14 protein-coding genes and 1 pseudogene are annotated in these 13,337 nt (G+C 65.3%); 10 read left to right on the top strand and 5 right to left on the bottom strand.

Features of this window, described 5'->3' with window-relative positions; genetic code table 11:
* Nucleotides 1-32: 32 nt before the first annotated feature.
* Nucleotides 33-680: a transposase gene (locus VK92_RS03505; RefSeq protein WP_231600565.1), complete on the bottom strand. Its 648-nt coding sequence runs from the start codon at nt 678-680 to the stop codon at nt 33-35.
* Here VK92_RS03505 and VK92_RS42760 point away from each other — a divergent pair.
* The 4 genes from VK92_RS42760 to VK92_RS03490 all read left to right on the top strand — a co-directional run bounded on the left by VK92_RS42760 (nt 573) and on the right by VK92_RS03490 (nt 2,796).
* The gene (locus VK92_RS42760; protein WP_231600567.1) at nt 573-893 is read left to right on the top strand and encodes a hypothetical protein; all 321 of its coding nucleotides are present in this window, start codon (nt 573-575) and stop codon (nt 891-893) included. The two genes, VK92_RS03505 and VK92_RS42760, sit on opposite strands and share 108 nt — an antisense overlap.
* A gap of 133 nt (nt 894-1,026) precedes the next feature.
* Nucleotides 1,027-1,743 carry a DUF6708 domain-containing protein gene (locus VK92_RS03500; RefSeq protein ID WP_231600561.1) on the top strand — a complete coding sequence of 239 codons (717 nt, stop codon included), beginning with the start codon at nt 1,027-1,029 and terminating at the stop codon, nt 1,741-1,743.
* A 113-nt stretch (nt 1,744-1,856) separates the two neighbouring features.
* The gene (locus VK92_RS03495) at nt 1,857-2,516 is read left to right on the top strand and encodes a hypothetical protein (protein ID WP_048468164.1); all 660 of its coding nucleotides are present in this window, start codon (nt 1,857-1,859) and stop codon (nt 2,514-2,516) included.
* Between the two features lie 22 nt (nt 2,517-2,538).
* Entirely contained in the window at nt 2,539-2,796 is a 258-nt protein-coding gene (locus VK92_RS03490) for a PAAR domain-containing protein (protein ID WP_048022843.1), read from the top strand.
* Between the two features lie 215 nt (nt 2,797-3,011).
* Here VK92_RS03490 and VK92_RS03485 read toward each other — a convergent pair whose 3' ends face one another.
* Entirely contained in the window at nt 3,012-3,701 is a 690-nt protein-coding gene (locus VK92_RS03485) for a transposase (RefSeq protein WP_048022915.1), read from the bottom strand.
* 360 nt (nt 3,702-4,061) lie between these two features.
* Nucleotides 4,062-5,005, bottom strand: a pseudogene (locus VK92_RS03480) (recombinase family protein); the annotation flags it as partial.
* Between the two features lie 15 nt (nt 5,006-5,020).
* Here VK92_RS03480 and rimO point away from each other — a divergent pair.
* The 4 genes from rimO to VK92_RS03460 all read left to right on the top strand — a co-directional run bounded on the left by rimO (nt 5,021) and on the right by VK92_RS03460 (nt 9,240).
* On the top strand, nt 5,021-6,382 hold the full coding sequence (rimO, locus tag VK92_RS03475) for a 30S ribosomal protein S12 methylthiotransferase RimO (RefSeq protein ID WP_021159783.1): 1,362 nt from the start codon (nt 5,021-5,023) through the stop codon (nt 6,380-6,382).
* 3 nt (nt 6,383-6,385) lie between these two features.
* Nucleotides 6,386-7,312 (top strand): sugar kinase, encoded by a 927-nt coding sequence (locus VK92_RS03470; protein WP_048022841.1) that lies wholly within the window; start codon nt 6,386-6,388, stop codon nt 7,310-7,312.
* Between the two features lie 90 nt (nt 7,313-7,402).
* A complete protein-coding gene (locus VK92_RS03465; protein ID WP_048022839.1) occupies nt 7,403-7,945 on the top strand; it encodes a hypothetical protein in 543 nt (180 codons plus the stop codon).
* 113 nt (nt 7,946-8,058) lie between these two features.
* Nucleotides 8,059-9,240 carry a cystathionine beta-lyase gene (locus VK92_RS03460; RefSeq protein ID WP_048022838.1) on the top strand — a complete coding sequence of 394 codons (1,182 nt, stop codon included), beginning with the start codon at nt 8,059-8,061 and terminating at the stop codon, nt 9,238-9,240.
* A gap of 87 nt (nt 9,241-9,327) precedes the next feature.
* On the opposite strand, the gene serB is transcribed toward VK92_RS03460, so the two are convergent.
* Nucleotides 9,328-10,173 carry a phosphoserine phosphatase SerB gene (gene serB / locus VK92_RS03455; protein WP_042975202.1) on the bottom strand — a complete coding sequence of 282 codons (846 nt, stop codon included), beginning with the start codon at nt 10,171-10,173 and terminating at the stop codon, nt 9,328-9,330.
* Between the two features lie 201 nt (nt 10,174-10,374).
* On the bottom strand, nt 10,375-11,316 hold the full coding sequence (locus tag VK92_RS03450) for a LysR family transcriptional regulator (protein ID WP_048022836.1): 942 nt from the start codon (nt 11,314-11,316) through the stop codon (nt 10,375-10,377).
* Nucleotides 11,317-11,438: 122 nt separating this feature from the next.
* Here VK92_RS03450 and VK92_RS03445 point away from each other — a divergent pair, with 122 nt between their 5' ends.
* On the top strand, nt 11,439-12,455 hold the full coding sequence (locus tag VK92_RS03445; protein WP_048022834.1) for a zinc-binding alcohol dehydrogenase family protein: 1,017 nt from the start codon (nt 11,439-11,441) through the stop codon (nt 12,453-12,455).
* A gap of 159 nt (nt 12,456-12,614) precedes the next feature.
* Nucleotides 12,615-13,166, top strand: coding sequence for a DUF6013 family protein (locus tag VK92_RS03440; RefSeq protein ID WP_048022914.1), 552 nt, complete (start codon nt 12,615-12,617; stop codon nt 13,164-13,166).
* Nucleotides 13,167-13,337 lie beyond the last annotated feature (171 nt).

Here is a 13,337-nt window from a genome sequence, read left to right as displayed (position 1 = left end):
GCATTGCTCAATCCCCCTCGCCCAGAACGGGGTCAGGCTTGCTTCCGACGAGGTGGTCGATGAGACGGACGAATTCCAGCAAAACGTTGGGTCTTGGCCTCGACCATGGCCTTGAAGGCGTCGTTGCCCAAAGCCCGCTGCTGTTGAAGATAGGCACGGATGGCAAGCACGTCGTCATCGGACAGGGCTTCGTGCAGGAGCGCGCGATACGCCGCGCCGCGCGCGGCTGTCGTGAGACCCAAGGCCGCTTCGGCAGGATGCGGCGTCAGCAACGGATCGTAGCGAAGTCCTACGTGTGCGGCGGCGCTGGACCAGGAGTAAGCCGCCGCGTCGTCGGTCATGCGAGCGCGGACCGGATTGAGGTCGATGTACCGGTAGCAGCGCAGGACATAGCTTTCGCTGTCGACCAGGCAGGACTTGTATCGGCCTTCCCACAACGTTCCAGAACGTTGGTGCCGAGCATTGAATTGACCGACGTACTGACGCCCAAGCTTCTGCATCAGTCGCGCGGTCGCGCCGGTATCGGGTGGTGTCATCAAGAGGTGAACGTGATTGTCCATGAGCACGTAGGCATGAAGAAGGCAACCCGTGTGCAGCAACGCGTCGCTGAGCAGATGCATATAACGCTGCCGGTCGGCGTCATCGAGAAAGCAGGGGAGACGATTGTTGCCTCGCTGCACGATGTGCTGAGGAATGCCGGGCAAATCGAGTCGAGGACGTCGGGCCATGAAGCCAGTGTGGCGACACACCCAAGCTACCGGGGTCGTCATGGGCGTGCGGATCGTGTCAGCCATCGCCATGCCGTTACGCCAGAAGTGAACCTGACCCAGTTCTTGAACCAGGGATTGGACGAAAGCGCGGATGCTACCGCGCAATTTGAACTGGAGCGCTGAACCGATGTCAATTGACTGGCAGTTTTCGCGTCAGACACGAACGGGCATGTCACCGGCTATTCGTGATCAGGTAGTGAGCACTGGTCGGGATGTCTTATGTCTACGCAATCCGTGGGTAGCAGGATCGGTGTTCATGGGGAAGATTTACGTCTCGTGGATATCAATTCTGTTTCTCACTAATACATCCGTTTTCTGGAGATCAGCTAACATCGGTGGCTGGCTCTTCTGGATGGACTTTATTTTCCCGTTATTTCTAGCCGTCCTCGCCTGGTACCGCATCTTCTTCATCAAGCGGCTATCCGACTTCTACTTCAACCGCAAAACATGCAAGGTCTACTACCAGCGCAACAAGACGCTGATTACCTTCGATTGGGCTAACACCGAAGGCGGCGTATTCGTCCGTACCGAGTTTGGTGGCCGCTCTTTCAGTACGACGTACGCATTGGCCTTCGGCCCCAAGCCGGCATCCAACGAGGAAAGGGACCGCACCGTCCTGTGGGTCGATAGCAATGCGCCCAACGACCCCGACCCGAGCTACATCGCCCAAGTGTGGGAGTACATCTGCCAGTTCATGGAGAAGGGCCCTGATCAGCTTCCGCCGCCCGGCGAACCCAACTGGTGGTACGTGCCGCTGCACCGTATATGCCTGACACCGTCCGAAGCCTGGCGCCACTACGCGCCATGGCGCACCGGCGAGCCGGGCGAGCGGCAGGGCAAGAAGAATTGGCTGCTGCCGATGTGGCTGATCTTGTTCCCCTACAACCTGTTCTCCGCCTTGTGCTGGTACGTGGTATGCCGCCTGTTCAACGTGCGAAGCGCACCGTCGCCGGCGGAAGCACTGAAGGGGTGAGGGCCGACGCGCTGTACGGGACGAGGCAACGCGATCATAAACGACCGGAAATACGCCATCACACCCCATCGGTCTCGCAACTGCCGATCAACTATTTTCTGGAGTGTGCTTGCATGAATAATCCCAGCCTCGAAACGACGACCAACGGGGCCAATGAACCACCTAACGTGATTATCTACACCCGATGGCACCAGGCCGCTCCACTGGCGGCGCTGTTTTCCCCACTGCTCGTTGTGCCGATGGTCGCGCTATTCCCATCGCTCACCGACGTGTCGCTTCTCGCCATCGCAGTGCTGGCAGTCGTCTGCATCGCCACCCCATTGATCCTGGCCCACGTGGTGTATCCGCCTGCTAAAGATGTGGTGGACATCACGCCCGATGCCTTGGTCTTCGCGCGCTATGGCACCGTCCCCTTCGACAGTATCACCGCCTATACCTTGGAAGGACTGATCCGGCTCACGCGTCGGGATCAGCCAACGCTCGTCTTGCTCGGGAACCACAAGACACCCGGTTACAAGGCCTTTCGGGCGGCGCTCGGACCCGCCATGGCGACGTGGCGGTCGAACCACCCAACGGTGCCGGTCACGCAGAGCCAATTTCAGGGTACGTGGCTGGCTAAGGTGCTCGGCACCCTCATCGTGCTGAGTTGCGTCGGACTCGCCATCACCGTCGTAACCATGAAGCTCGCCATGGCCTCGCTACCGGCCTTGGCGATCGGCATCTTCGGTGGTATTCGCCTGCTCGCTAGTAAGCGCGAGGAGATTCAGAAGTAGTCCACTTCATAAGGAGCTTGATATGCGACCTGTCGTACTCGTCGGTCACCGACACAGCTGTCCCATCCACGGTGAGGGTACCGTCGTCAGCGGCGCCGAGTCCGCCGCCATCAACGGCCGAGCGGTGGCGCGCGTGGGCGACCGCATCAGTTGCGGCGCGGTGATTCAAACCGGCTCGACCGGCACGGAAATCGAAGGCCAGCCGGCGGCGCGCCAGGGCGACACCACCAGCCATGGCGGCACCCTGGTCGAGGGTGAGGCTGGATGGCTGGTGGAGTGACCGCCGCCGGTGACAGCGGTCGCGATGGGCGGCTGCCGTCATCGATGTCTACCGAAGATGGATTCCGCCTCGCGGTGGCGTAGGCAAGGAGTAGCGATGAAGGACGACGATCAGTCATCGGCTGGCAAGCTGTCGTCCCGGGCCTCGAGCCCGCAGGACACCAACGTCGATATCCCCGGCTACCGACGCATGGATTTTCCAGAACGGGGTCAGGTTTACTTCCGACGGGATGGTCGATGAGAGGGACGAATGCCGGCAAAACGTTGGGTCTTGGTCTCGACCATGGCCTTGAAGGCGTCGTTGCCCAAAGCCCGCTGCTGTTGAAGATAGGTGCGGATGGCAAGCACGTCGTCATCGGACAGGGCTTCGTGCAGGAGCGCTCGATACGCCGCGCCGCGCGCGGCTGTCGTGAGACCCAAGGCCGCTTCGGCAGGATGCGGCGTCAGCAACGGATCGTAGCGAAGTCCTACGTGTGCGGCGGCGCTGGACCAGGAGTAAGCCGCCGCGTCGTCGGTCATGCGAGCGCGGACCGGATTGAGGTCGATGTAGCGGTAGCAGCGCAGGACATAGCTTTCGCTGTCGACCAGGCATGACTTGTATCGACCTTCCCACAAGGTTCCGGAACGTTGGTGCCGAGCATTGAATTGACCGACGTACTGACGCCCAAGCTTCTGCATCAGTTGCGCGGTCACGCCGGTATCGGGTGGTGTTAGCAAGAGGTGAACGTGATTGTCCATGAGCACGTAGGCGCGAAGAAGGCAACCCGTGTGCAGCAACGCATCGCGGAGCAGATGCAGATAACGCTGCGGGTCGGCGTCATCGAGAAAGCAGGGGAGGCGATTGTTACCCCGCTGCACGATGTGCTGAGGAATACCGGGCAAATCGAGTCGAGGAAGTCGGGCCATGAAGCCAGTGTGGCGACACACCCAAGCTACCGGGGTCGTCATGGGCGTGCGGATCGTGTCAGCCATCGCCATGCCGTTACGCCAGAAGTGAACCTGACCCAGTTCTTGTACAAGATGGCCTTGGATATCGATTACAAGCCCAACCAAGGATTGGACGAAAGCGCAGATGCTACCGCGCAGTTTGAATTGGAGCGATGAACCCATGACGACTGTTTGGAAGTTTTCGCATCAGGCGCGAACCGGCGTGGCGCCGGCCATCCGCGATCAACTGATCAGCGTTGACCGGGATGTGTTGTGTCTACGTAACCCATGGGTAGCGGATTCGGTGTTTCTGGCCAAGATGTATATTTCCATGACCGCGACGATCGCCGCACCGCAGTACGTGATGCCGAGGCCCGTGACGACGCCTGGAATCTCGCCTTTGCCCTTGCGTCGACCGCGCTGCTCCGCCAGATATCGAAGGTCAGCGAACTCGGCAGGGGAAAGCAGGGCCGGATAGTAACCGTCTAGCCGGAATGTCTCCCCATCAACCTCGACTGACTTTTCGCCGATCGGCATGCGATTGGCGAGCAGCATATAGATGTGGGACGAGTGAGTGCGGCCGGTTTCACTGATCTGCAGTCCGCGCTCGGCGAGTTCACGCACGACTCGAACGGCGCCGTGACCTTGCTTGAACATTTCTACGATGAGCTGGACGGCAGTCGCGCGTTCAGGCACCAGTTCGAACCCGCCGCTCTCAGCCTCCCGCACCCAATGCGGATCCTTGCCGACGTGGATCGGCGTGCGCCAAGTGCCGGCGATCCAGCCCTGGCGCACTGCCGACGGATTGCCGCCTTGACACGCTTGCTCTTCGTGTCCGATTCCTCGTGCGCGCGGATTGTCACCAGCAGGCTGTAAACCAGGTCCATCGGCTGCGCCTTGAGGCGCTCGCGGTTGTACTCGCGGCCATCGCTGGCCGTCACGACCGTGATACCGGCGTTCACGATCTGGGCGAGCTGCGCCTGCGCCTGCAACGGCTCGGCGCGGCTCAAGCGATCCAGACCCTCAACGATAAGCACCGAGCCGGCCGGCACTTGGCCGTCCTCGACCGCGCGGAGGAATACGCCCAGCGCGCCTTGCCGCACATGGCGCTGGTGGTATGCGGACAGCCCTTCGTCCCTGAGTGATAGGGACGCATCAAGCTCCATCTCGTTGTCGGCCGCCCAGCGGGCGGCGTACTCGAGCTGCCGATCGACGCTGCCGCCGGCCGCTTGTTTTGGGTCGCTGAACCGTAAATAGCTGTAAACTCTCGGCTTTGCTGCCACGCCCCCACATTCCAGATGTCCCACTCCCCCAAAGTAGGGTTCGTATCCCTCGGGTGCCCGAAAGCCCTCGTCGATTCCGAACAGATCATCACGCAACTGCGTGCCGAAGGTTATGAAATCTCCGGCACCTACGACGGCGCCGACCTCGTCGTCGTGAACACCTGCGGCTTCATCGACGAAGCCGTGCAGGAAAGCCTCGACGCGATCGGCGAAGCGCTGACCGAGAACGGCAAGGTGATCGTCACCGGCTGTCTCGGCGCAAAGTCGAGCGCCAGCGGCTCGAACCTGATCGAGGAAGTCCATCCGAAGGTGCTCGCCGTCACCGGCCCGCACGCGGTGGGCGAAGTGATGCAGGCCGTGCATTCGCACCTGCCGAAGCCGCACGACCCGTTCACCGACCTCGTGCCGGCGGCCGGCATCAAGCTCACGCCGCGCCACTACGCGTACCTGAAGATCTCCGAAGGCTGTAACCACCGCTGCACGTTCTGCATCATCCCGTCGATGCGCGGCGATCTCGTGTCGCGTCCGGTCGCCGAAGTGATGCTGGAAGCCGAGAACCTGTTCAAGTCGGGCGTGAAGGAACTGCTCGTGATCTCGCAGGACACGAGCGCGTACGGCGTCGACGTGAAGTACCGCACGGGCTTCTGGAACGGCAAGCCGATCAAGACGCGCATGACCGACCTGGTCGCCGCGCTCGGCGAGCTCGCGGCACAGTACGGCGCATGGGTGCGCCTGCACTACGTGTACCCGTACCCGAGCGTCGACGAAGTGATTCCGCTGATGGCCGAAGGTCCGTTCAAGGGCCACGTGCTGCCGTATCTCGACGTGCCGTTCCAGCACGCGCACCCCGAAGTGCTGAAGCGCATGAAGCGTCCGGCGAACGCCGAGAAGGTGCTCGAGCGCGTGCAGAAGTGGCGCGAGATCTGCCCGGACCTGACGATCCGCAGCACGTTCATCGCGGGCTTCCCCGGCGAGACGGAAGAGCAGTTCGAAACGCTGCTCGACTTCATCCGCGAGGCGGAACTCGATCGCGTCGGCTGCTTCGCGTATTCGCCGGTTGAAGGCGCGACGGCAAACGAACTCGACGGCGCGCTGCCGGATGAGGTTCGCGAGGAACGTCGCGCACGCTTCATGGAAGTCGCCGAGGAAGTGTCGGCGAACCGCATTCAGCGCAAGGTCGGCAAGACCCTCAAGGTGCTGATCGACGAAGTCAGCGAGGAAGGCGGGATCGGCCGCACGGCGGCCGATGCGCCGGAGATCGACGGCGTGGTCTATGTCGAGCCGGCGGCGAAGGCCTCGAAGCGCTACAAGGTCGGCGATTTCGTGTCCGTGAAGATCACGGGCGCCGACGGCCACGATCTGTGGGGCGAGGTGTAAGCGATGGCCGCCGCATTCCCGGAGATCCTCGCACTCGGCGAAGCGATGATCGAATTCAACCAGTCGCAGCCGGGCCGGCCTGAATTCCTGCAGGGCTTCGGCGGCGACACGTCGAACTTCTGCATCGCCGCGGCACGCCAGGGCGCGTCGACGGGTTTCGTGTCGGCGATCGGTGACGATCCGTTCGGCCGGCTGCTGGCCGACATGTGGCGTGCGGAACGCGTCGACACGACGTACGTGCGGATCGATCGCACGGCGCCGACCGGCGTGTATTTCGTCACGCACGGCGCCGACGGCCACCAGTTCGACTATCTGCGCGCCGGCTCGGCGGCGAGCCGCTATGCGGCAGGCGATCTGCCGCTCGACGCACTGGCCGCCGCGAAGGCCGTGCACCTGTCGGGCATCAGCCTCGCGATCAGCACGGCCGCGTGCGACGCCGCGTTCGCGGCGATCGACCACGCGCACCGCAACGGTGCGAAGGTCAGCTTCGACACGAACCTGCGCCTGAAGCTGTGGCCGTTGCCGCGCGCCCGCGCGGTGATGCGCGAGGCGCTGCGCCAGACGGATATCTGCCTGCCCAGCTGGGACGACGTGACGGCAATCACGGGCGCGAACGATCGCGACGCGATCGTCGACGCGATGCTCGAACACGGGCCGCAGGTCGTTGCGCTGAAGCTCGGCAAGGAAGGCGCCTACGTGGCGACGCCGAACGAGCGGCGCGTCGTGCCGGGTTTCGCGGTCGAAGCCGTCGACGCGACGGGCGCGGGCGACTGCTTCGGCGGTGCCTTCGTCGCGCGGATCGTCGCGGGCGACGATCCGTTCGCGGCGGCGCGTTATGCGAACGCCGCGGCGGCATTGTCGACGACGGGCTACGGCGCGGTCGCGCCGATTCCGCAGCGCGAGGCGGTGGAGCGCCTGATGCAACGCTGATGCAAAGTACGCGCGCCGGCCGCGGCCCCGTATGACGGCCAGCGCATCGCCGCAATTTACGAGCGAATCTGAAGCAAGGAGCAACAAAAGGTGGGTCGATATTCGCAATGGCAACGGGCGCTCGTCGTCGCGGGCGCGCTGGCGGCGGGCATGGCGATGCCGGGCGTGGTCGCGGCGCAGGCTGTCGCGCCGGGCATGCAGCAGGACGAACCGGCACCGGCGCGGCCGCTGAAGCCGAATCCGGAGTTTGCCCGCCTGCCGCGCTACGAAGGCACGCTCGGCGACCGCCCGATCGTCGTGCATCTCGGCCCGAAGACGGACGAGGAAGGCGTGCACGGCGAATACCAGTTCGCCGATACGGGCGAGGTCGTACTGCTCGCGGGCGATCGCGACGGCGACACGCTTGAAATCGAGGAATCGAACGACGGCACGAACATCACGGGCGTGTGGATCGGCCGCTTCGACGCGACTGGCACCCTGAAGGCCGACCGGATGAACTCGGACGAGTCGGATCCGCAGCCCGTCGTGCTGCGTCTCGCGCCGGGCAAGCGCGCGGCGCTGCAGGTGCGCGACGGCCGCGTGCAGGAAATCGAGACGGTGGGCGGCATCGTCAATCTGCGCACCGACGACTGAACCCGCGCTGGCTCGGTGCGCGCGGCGCGCATTGTACCGGGCCAATTGCGCCGATTTTGGCTAATCTAGCTGCATATTCCGCAACCGAACGGCCTCGTGCCCGGCTTCCAGTCATGACTGCATCTACTCCCAAGCGCGCGCTGCAAACCCGCATCGTTCAACCCGACGACGTGATCCCGGAAGGTTTCCGCTCGTTCGTGCCGCCGGTCGCGCGCGCGTCGACGGTCGTGTTCCCCGATCTCGCGACGATGCGTGCGCTCGTCTGGCACAACGACAACCAGTGGCGCTACGGGCTGCATTCGACGCCGACGTCGCTCGCGCTCGCGCAGCGGCTTGCCGAGATCGAGGGCGGCACGCATGCGCTGCTGCAGCCGTCGGGCCTTGCGGCGATCATGAACGTCTATTTCGGGATCGTGAAAGCCGGCGACGACGTGCTGATTCCGCACAACGTGTACGGGCCGAACGCCGATTTCGGCAACTGGCTCGCGAAGGATTTCGGCATTACCGCGCGCTACTACGATCCGCTCGTCGGTGCCGGCATCGCCGACCTGATCCAGCCGAACACGCGGCTGATCTGGATCGAGGCGCCCGGCTCGGTGACGATGGAAGTGCCCGACGTGCAGGCGATCACGGCGGCCGCGAAGGCGCGCGGCATCGTTACCGCGATCGACAACACCTTTTCGGCCGGGCTCGCGTTCAAGCCGTTCGAGCACGGCGTCGACATCTCGGTGCAGGCGCTGACCAAGTACCAGTCGGGCGGCAGCGACGTGCTGATGGGCGCGACGATCACTGCGAGCGCCGACCTGCAGGCGAAGCTGAAGCTCGCGCGGATGCGCTGCGGGATCGGCGTGTCGGTCGACGATTGCTCGCTCGTGCTGCGCAGCCTGCCGAGCATGCAGGTGCGCTTCGACGCGCACGGCAAGAGCGCGCTCGCGCTGGCGCAATGGCTGAAGGCGCGGCCGGAGATCGCCACAGTGCTGCATCCGCAGATCGCCGACTGTCCGGGGCACGCGTCGTTCATGCGCGATTTCACCGGTGCGGGCGGGCTGTTCTCGGTGGTGTTCGACGAACGCTACAGCGCGGAGCAGGTCGACCGCTTCGTCGAGTCGCTCGAGCTGTTCGCGATCGGCTGGAGCTGGGGCGGCGCGTGCAGCCTCGCGATGCCTTACGACGTCGCGTCGATGCGTCCGGACTGGGCGCATCGCGGCACGCTGGTGCGTTTCTATGTCGGCCTGGAAGACGAAGCCGACCTGCGCGCGGACATCGAGCGCGCGCTGCAGGCCGCACTGGGCTGATCGCCAGCCGATCACGGCCTTCGGAAAAACAAAACGCCGGCGCGATGTTGCATCGCGCCGGCGTTTTTCATTTCGGATGCCGCGGGATCAGAACAGCCGCAGCAGCCCGTCGAGGCCGACGTGATCGAACGCGACCGTCGCCGCGTCGCGCACGACGGGTTTCGCGTGGTACGCGACCGACAGCCCGGCTTCGGCCATCATCTTCAGGTCGTTCGAACCGTCGCCCATCGCGATCGCGCGGCTCGGCTCGAGGCCGAGCGACGCGCACGTCTCGCGCAGCAGGCGCGCCTTCACGTCGGCGTTGACGATCTCGCCGAGCACCTTGCCGGTCAGCTTGCCGTCGACGATCTCGAGCGTGTTCGCATGCGCGTAGTCGAGGCCGAGGCGCGCCTTCAGCCGCTCGGTGAAGAACGTGAAGCCGCCCGACACGAGCAGCGTCTTCATGCCGGCGGCCTTCACGCCGGCGAGCATCGTCTCGGCGCCCGGTGTCAGTTGCAGCCGTTCCTCGTACACGCGTTCGAGCGCGTGCGCGTCGAGCCCGGCCAGCAGCGCGACGCGGCGCGTGAGGCTTTCGTTGAAGTCGCGGATCTCGCCGCGCATCGACGCTTCGGTGATCTCGGCGACCTGCGTTTTCAACCCGCAGAAATCGGCGATCTCGTCGATGCATTCGATCGTGATCAGCGTCGAATCCATGTCCATCACGGCGAGCCCGAAATCGGCGAGCGTGCGGCCGGCCTCGACGAACGCGAAGTCGAGCGCGTGCGTGCCGCAGTACGCGTCGATGTCGAGGCGCTGTGCCGGGCTCGCGTCTTCGATGCGCAGCGCATGATCGTCGGTCTGCACGATGCGGGTGCCGCGCGACAGCGCGAGCAGCGGTTTGTGATGGGCGTCCGACAGCGGCGCAAGGCTCTGGATGACGAGGTTGTGGGTCATGACGGGATGGTTGGGAGGCGTATGAAAAGCGTGCGCGGCCAATGGGCGGCCGTCTGCGTGCGTGGCCCCGTTCGACTGCGGGCCATTGCGTCGCGAACGCGCCATTGTAGCCGGTTGGCCGGGCCGGGCGGTCGCGGCAGGGACGAATCCTGAGGCCCGACTCGAACCGGCACGCCCGCGGCGCGAGCCGAACGAAGGCACCTATCGCCCGTTCGCGCGATCCCAGTACGGCGGATCGCCGAAATGCTCGGCCAGGAACGCGATGAACGCGAGCGTCTTCAACGGCACGTGTGTGCGGCTCGGGTAGACGGCCCAGATCGCGACGTCGTCGGCGAACGGATAGTCGTCGAGTATCGTGACGAGCGCGCCGCTCGCGAGCAGCGGGCCGACGTCCCAGGTCGACTTGATCGCGATCCCGAAGCCGTCGACCAGCGCTTCGCGGATCGCCTCGCCATTGCTCGCGACGAGCCGGCCGCCGACCCGCACGGTCAGCGGGCCTTGCGGCGTCGTGAACGACCAGTCGCGCTGGTCGCCGAGGATCACGCATTCGTGCTGCGTCAGGTCGGCCGGATGGCGCGGCGTGCCGTGCCCGGCGAGATACGCGGGCGAGCAGCACAGCACGCGGCGGTTGGCGGCGAGCTTGCGCGCGACGAGCGTCGAATCCTTCAGCGCGCCGAGGCGGATCGCGACGTCGTAGCCGTCGTCGACCAGGTCGACGATCTCGTCCGACAGCCGCAGGTCGAGCGACACGGACGGATAGCGGCGCAGGAATGCGGGAATCACCGGCGCGACATGCTGCCGGCCGAACGACGACGACATCGACACCTTCAGCCGCCCGTACGGTTCGGTGCGGCCGTGGCCGACCGATGCGCGCGCGGCGTCGGCGGCCGACAGCAGCGTGTCGGCGTGCGCCATGAATACCTCGCCGTCCTGCGTGAGGCTGATACGGCGCGTGGTGCGGTGCAGCAGCCGTGCGCCGAGCTGACGCTCGAGTTGTGCGATGCGCGCGCTCGCGACCGCGGCCGACACGCCGAATTCGCGCCCGGCCGCGCTGACGTTCGCGAGCAGGGCCGCGCGAACGAACAGCGCGACGTCGAGCAGGTCGAGCGGCTTGTCGGGGGCCGGAATCGGATCGGAGGCCATTATTCTGAATTTCCTGAAAATGTTTCAGGAAATATAGCGGTTTTCTCGAATGATCGGGTTGCCTACGATGACGTTCATGGGGCTGCGCCGCGGCCCCCAGGTTTCCCTGAAGGAGTTTCGTGATGAAGGCCGTTGGACTGACCCGTTATCTGCCGATCGATGACCCGCAAGCCTTGCTCGACGTGGAGCTGCCGCAGCCCGTGCCGTGCCCGCGCGACCTGCTCGTGAAGGTCGAGGCGATTTCCGTGAACCCGGTGGACACCAAGGTGCGCGCGCCGAAGCCGCAGGTCGAGGACACGCCGCGCGTGCTCGGCTGGGATGCGGCGGGCACGGTGGTCGCGGTCGGTGCCGACGTCACGTTGTTCCGGCCCGGCGACGAAGTGTTCTATGCGGGCAGCATCACGCGGCCCGGCGCGAACAGCGAATTCCATACGGTCGACGAGCGGATCGCCGCGCTGAAGCCGCGTACGCTCGATTTCGCCGCGGCGGCCGCGCTGCCGCTCACCGCACTGACCGCGTGGGAGGCGCTGTTCGACCGGCTGCACGTGTCGCCGCAGGGTGCGGACGCCGGCAAATCGGTGCTGATCATCGGCGGCGCGGGTGGCGTGGGCTCGATCGCGATCCAGCTCGCGAAGGCGCTCGGCAAGCTGCACGTGATCGCGACCGCGTCGCGGCCGGCGTCGGCCGAATGGGTGCGCGCGCTGGGCGCGGATGCGGTGGTCGACCATTTCGGCGACTTGCCTGCGCAGTTGCGCGAGGCCGGGCATCCGAGCGTCGACTACGTGCTGATCTTCAACGATACGGATCGTCATTTCCCTGCCGCTGCGGAGGTAATCCGGCCGCAGGGCGGCATTTGCACGATCGTCGAGAACGACAAGCCGGTGCCGGTCGAACTGCTGAAGGCGAAAAGTGCGGCGTTTCACTGGGAGTTCATGTTCACGCGTGCGATGTTCGAGACGCCGGACATGATCGAGCAGCACCGGATCCTCGGCGAAGTCGCGCGGCTCGTCGACGGCGGCACGCTGCGCACCACGCTCGGCGAACAGCTCGGCACGATCAATGCCGCGAACGTGCGGCGCGCGCACCGGCTGCTCGAGGCCGGGCGTGCGATCGGCAAGCTCGTGCTGAGCGGCTTCTGAGCCGGTATCGCGCGTAAGGTTGCGGCGCCGCGAACGCAAGCGGGGTAACACCCGATGCGTTTGCGGCGCATTGCACCCCGCTTGGCGGTAGACTGGCAGCGCATCATGCATCGAAAACCGCGCGGCACGCGCGTGCCGCCGCATACCAAGGAGGTCAGCATGAGCCAACGCAGCTTGTCAGTCGCCGCATCGTTGTCGGTCGTGTTCGCGGCGGCGTGCGTCAGCGCGAGCGTATTCGCGGCGCCGCCGGTCAAGGGCAGCCTGAAGGGCGGCGGCACCGGACAGCTCGAATACACCGTCAAGGTCGAATCGAAGACCTTCGGCAACACGCAGGAGACCCGCAAGATCCGCTCGGGCGAGACGGACGATTTCAACTGGAAGTCGGTGCCGCCGAGCGGTGCGGTCGCGATGCCGGACGGTTGCCCGAACGCCGACAGCCTGCCGCGCGACGCGAACGGCGCGATGGTCCGCCAGACCCAGGTGCGGCTCGCGCCGTCGATCGACGCGAAGGGCGTCGCCAACGTGCAGATGAGCTTCCAGGCGGCCGCGCCGAAGGGCACGCGCAGCGTGACGGCCGGCGGCAAGTCGCTGCAATGCCCGGACGTCGCGTCGGTGAGCCAGGTGAAGTGGGTATCGATCCCGACCAACGGCGGTTCCAAGTCCGTCACGATGAGCGACGGCACGAAGGTGACGGTGTCGATCAAGCGCTGAACGGCGCGCGCGGGCCGCTGCCGGAACCGGTGCGCGCGCAACGGATTCGACGCGCGGGCCTGCCCGGCGGCGCGTGAGCGTTTCGTGTCGCCGTCACGATGCTTTCCCGCGACCCGCTCGCGGTGCCGTGCTGCGGCAGCGGCATGGCGGCCGCCCGGCATGCGGCGGTGT

The sequence above is a fragment of the Burkholderia sp. LK4 genome, assembly GCF_001043615.1.
Taxonomy (GTDB): Bacteria; Pseudomonadota; Gammaproteobacteria; order Burkholderiales; family Burkholderiaceae; genus Burkholderia; species Burkholderia cepacia.
This window is presented reverse-complemented; position numbering and strand designations above follow the sequence as displayed.